At 40.4% G+C, this 3171-nt stretch carries 3 protein-coding genes and 1 pseudogene; all 4 read right to left on the bottom strand.

The annotated features are described in order from the left end of the window. Positions 1 to 368: pseudogene (locus tag H8S45_RS15585) on the bottom strand (hypothetical protein); the annotation flags it as partial. A 460-nt stretch (positions 369 to 828) separates the two neighbouring features. Continuing rightward, positions 829 to 1512, bottom strand: a complete 684-nt coding sequence (locus tag H8S45_RS15590; RefSeq protein WP_054328557.1) for a hypothetical protein — start codon at positions 1510 to 1512, stop codon at positions 829 to 831. 12 nt (positions 1513 to 1524) lie between these two features. Next, positions 1525 to 1971, bottom strand: coding sequence for a MarR family winged helix-turn-helix transcriptional regulator (locus tag H8S45_RS15595; protein WP_054328558.1), 447 nt, complete (start codon positions 1969 to 1971; stop codon positions 1525 to 1527). A gap of 849 nt (positions 1972 to 2820) precedes the next feature. Continuing rightward, positions 2821 to 3171: S-layer homology domain-containing protein (locus tag H8S45_RS15600; RefSeq protein WP_186950556.1), on the bottom strand; the 351-nt coding region annotated here is incomplete at its 5' end.

A 3171-nucleotide genomic window follows, 5' to 3' on the forward strand; every position in this document is an offset into this window, starting at 1 on the left:
AGAACGCCATCATCATAATCCAGCTTTGCCCACAGGAATGCCGCATCGCTCTCCTTAATCTGAGCATGTTCCAGAGCAATCTGCTTCGCCTGTTCCTCACTGATCTGGGTCGTTGGCTGTTGGCCACTGCCTGTGTTTCCGGAATTCTGGTTCGTCGCTGCCTGATTCTCTGCCACGGCAGCCTGCTCTACTGATGGCATGTCACTTACCGGAACCTGCCCGCTTTGCAGCAGCGATCCCGTTTGCGACGGCGCCCCCTGCTGCGGATAGCCAGCATTCCCTGCACTCGAAGCTATAGTTGGCGTACATCCCGCCAGCATTGCAGCCGCGCCAAACGCCATCATTGAGATCATTAATCCTTTTTTCATGTCCCAGAACCCCTTTCCTTTAGTACATCTGTAGTATATCGTGCTTTCATTAAAACTTCATTAAAAAAGTACATATTTTAGAAAAATATTATTTTGAAACAAAAAAGGCATACGCCCATAGGAGCATACACCTTGTATTTTTTGCTTCCGATATGCTGATTTTTACCTGTCGGGTAGAAAAGACAGGGTGTGAAGTACAGTAAGTCCTTATAACTTCGTACATCGTTTCATATCGGGACTTTGTATGTGCTTTGTCTTTTGTTTTTTGTAATAGTACCCCCCTGTTAGATAACGGGGGCTTTGAACGGCTCGCTACGCTCGCCCAACCGCCGAAGTGAACCGCCCCCTCGCCAGCAAAGTTGGCGTGGCGTATTGTCTTACGACCGCCACCGTGGGCGGATCGCTCCGTCGGTTGTTGAGATTTTGCACTTATCTTCCGCACAAACTGAGGATTATCGGATTAAAATAGATATTTACCTGCTACCAAATAATATCCTGAATCAAGCAAAAGACCAAATGAAACTACAAGCAAAATTATATAACATACATGAACGACTGTCTTAAGCCCCTTTTCCTTTAATCTATCCACCCATTTCACGAGTTTCTTTAATAAATTCATCTGATTTGCTATATATACGATAACAGCCATAAACTGACTTACCAAAAACCAAATCGTAAGTAATAAAATTGCTGATAGAAAATTATTCGACTCTCCGCCAAGTAAAATCACAGCATAGTAGGTTGGGTCTGTGAAACAAGTTATGGAAAAAACAAATCCAGTAAACAAATACTTAAACGAAGAACCTTCTACTATTTTTCTATTTTCGTCCTCTTTTTTCGTTTTATAAAATATTTTTTTAATGACGAATATAACAACAATCAAAGATAATACAAATTGTAATACTGCCCATAATGGACTGTCTGCTTCTGGTGTAAAGCTTCGTAATATCTCCACGGCTGATACACCAAATATTGTAGCTAAAACTGCTCCTATCAAAATAGAAAATCCCATAAATGAAAACCAAAATAAAGATATTTTTGATTTACTGTCCTTCCGAAGCCCCATACTTATCATATAAACAGCAGTAATCGGGTCAATACCCAATATTCCAAGCCCTATTGTACTTATTATTTTGTGAACCATACTTTTTCTCCTTTATTCATTTATAATATTGTCAACTTTAGCCTTAAAATTATCAAGATATTTATTCATTAGACGGACGATTTCTTTTTGTTCTTCTTTTGTCATTTCTCCAAAAACATCGTTTTCAGCTTGTTCAATAGGTAAAATTTTTTCATTTACAAGTTCTTTTCCAGTCTTTGTAAAATGAATATAAATTTCTCGTCCAGTTCCTTTGGTGAAATCAATCAAACCATTTTCTCTAAGTTTGTTTACCGACGAATTGACTGTTTGCTTATTCAAATAGCAATATTTATAAATCTCGGTTTGCGTACACCCCTCTCCTAAAACAAGAATAGCTTGCAAGATTTCATACGCACTATCAGACAAACCTTGTTTTAAAGCTATTTCATGATAAAATTCGTTAATTAAATTACTGATACGGTCAAACTCTTGTAGTACTTGATTTTGTTTGAATTCCATTGTTATCCTCCTAGTATGAAATCATACTCGTGCAGTATAGTATAATTTCATACTTTTGTCAATGGAAATAAAAAAATCAGTTAATCAAATATTCATAGACTAATAAGTTTTAGAGTAATCAAGCAGAAATGAAATAGTCTGCTGTTATACTGCATAGAAAAAGACACTCTTTTTCAAGTGTCATTTTTCCATAACTCTATATTTCTTTGCATAAGTTGTTACATCAAGCTCTTTCATTTGTTGTAATTTCGTTGTAATTTTTCTTATTTTTCTTTTCTTGTTTTACGGATAGATACTGTATTTATACCGATTTTCTCAAATCTTTATCTCTTTTTGTTTCAAAATCAGCCGATTAAAAAATATCAGATACAGATGAAGTTGCCTTTAAAAAAGTATAACTTTTCAAAACCACCAAGCCATGTGTTCATAGAATGGATGTAATGAAAAAACTGCCCTGCATACAAAGCCTCGTATACAGGGCAGTTTTTTTCATTTTCTCTTTGTTATCACAGCAAATTAAAGAGCAGATATTGCTTTTGCATAGCGCCATAATAACCTTTGCGATCAATAGTATGAGGAGCAAAACGCCCCGAATAGGGAATAGTAACAGGTCGGGTAAGGGATGAGCATTGCTGTCCATCCCTCCCCTAAGAACCGTACGCGAGAGTCCCCCTCATACGGCTCAAGTCTTACAAAAGGCTCCTTTATTGGCAACTCTGCTCAAAAGCAGTAATCAGGCTGTGGATTTCTTCGTGACATTCCTTGTGTACCATGATTTTCTGCCTATTCCTTTCCGGCTGGGGCATGCACCTTGAAGCCGGTTTCTAAGGAAATCGGATAGAATTGATTTTACTTACTCCAGCTTTCCTCGGCCGTGTTGGAGTCTCTGGTGTAATCGTGTTCCGTGGAAGCCTCCACCACGTCGTAGAACGCCCAGTGGCTTGCAGGCACATCAGGGAAGCGAGTACCCGCGCCGTTGTCCACCGCGCTGCGGTCTGCAATGCGGGCCAACATGCGGTTGATGATAGCCGCAGTTTCGGCACGGCCAATGGGCTGCTCAGGACGGAAGGTGCCGTCCTCATAGCCGTTAATCCAGCCGTAGCTTACCGCCGTCTGCACAGCCCCGCGATACCATGCGTCCGCAGGCACATCAGGGAACGTAAGCGCCTTGTCGGTGCTGGCCCTGGCGAAACGGGCCGC

The organism is Agathobaculum faecis (assembly GCF_014287995.1).
GTDB lineage: Bacteria > Bacillota > Clostridia > Oscillospirales > Butyricicoccaceae > Agathobaculum > Agathobaculum ammoniilyticum.